This is a genomic window from Streptomyces sp. NPDC002130 (assembly GCF_040296465.1).
Lineage (GTDB): Bacteria > Actinomycetota > Actinomycetes > Streptomycetales > Streptomycetaceae > Streptomyces.
In genome coordinates, this window is sequence record NZ_JBEOXI010001157.1 from 1 (window position 1) to 1,112 (window position 1,112).

At 62.8% G+C, this 1,112-nt stretch carries 2 pseudogenes; one reads left to right on the top strand and one right to left on the bottom strand.

Annotation, left to right across the window (positions count from 1 at the left end):
• A pseudogene (locus ABT116_RS49235) lies at positions 1 to 615 on the top strand (acyl-CoA dehydrogenase family protein); the annotation flags it as partial.
• 23 nt (positions 616 to 638) lie between these two features.
• On the opposite strand, the pseudogene ABT116_RS51290 reads toward ABT116_RS49235, so the two are convergent.
• A pseudogene (locus ABT116_RS51290) lies at positions 639 to 1,043 on the bottom strand (glycoside hydrolase family 3 protein); the annotation flags it as partial.
• Positions 1,044 to 1,112: the final 69 nt, after the last annotated feature.

Sequence of the window (1,112 nt, forward strand, 5' to 3'; positions counted from 1 at the left end):
GGCGAGAAGTACTACATCGGGAACGGCAACGTAGCCGGAATGGTGTCGGTGTTCGGGCGTCGTACCGACGTCGAGGGTCCCGAAGGCTACGTGTTCTTCGTCGCCGACAGCGCACATCCGAATTATCAACTCGTGGACAACGTCCTGCGCGGCCAGATGTACGTCAGCAATTTCCGCCTCGACGACTATCCGGTCCGTGAGGAAGACATTCTGCACACCGGCGTCGCCGCATTCGAGGCCGCGCTCAACACGGTCAACGTCGGAAAGTTCAACCTCTGCACCGGCTCCATCGGGATCACCGAACATGCGTTCTTCGAGGCAATCACTCACGCGCAGAATCGAATTCTGTACGGCAATCCCGTCACGGATTTCGCCCACGTTCGCGCCGCCTTCGTCGACGCGTACTCACGTCTGATCGCGATGAAGCAGTTCAGTGCGCGGGCGGTCGACTACTTCCGCAGCGCCAGCCTCGAGGACCGTCGCTACCTGCTGTTCAATCCCATGACCAAGGCCAAGGTCACCTCCGAAGGTGAGAAGGTGGTCGGGTTGCTGCACGATGTGATCGCAGCCAAGGGGCCGAACCCGAACGGGTACGCCACTTCGCGCAGAGCGGAGTCGTAGTAGCGGTATCCCACGTACAGGCCTTCGCCGTAGCGGACGTGCTGCTGTGATCCCGGGAAATGCAGATACGACGGATTGTCTTGGAGGCGAAGCGGAATGGTCTCCGTGAGGCGGCCGGACGGATTCGTGATGCCGAACAGCAGATCGGCAATCGCCGAGCCGCCCGCCTGGCCGAGTAGCCAGCCCTCGAGGATTGCGGCGGCATGATCCTTCCAAGGCTCGATCGAAACCACACCGCCGTTGGCGAGCACGACGACCGTGTTCGGGTTCGCGCCGTGGACCGCTTCCAGCAGGGCGATCTGGTCAGCCGGCAGTTCGATGTCGGTTCGGTCGAATCCTTCGGATTCCGTGGCGGACGGTAGTCCGAGGAACAGCACCGCGACGTCGGCGCGGCGTGCGGCGTCGACAGCCTCGGTGACCATGTCGTCGTCCGGGTTGGTTGCCACCGCTCGGCCGCCGCAAGGAAGATCGCCTTCTTGCCCGGGAACAGC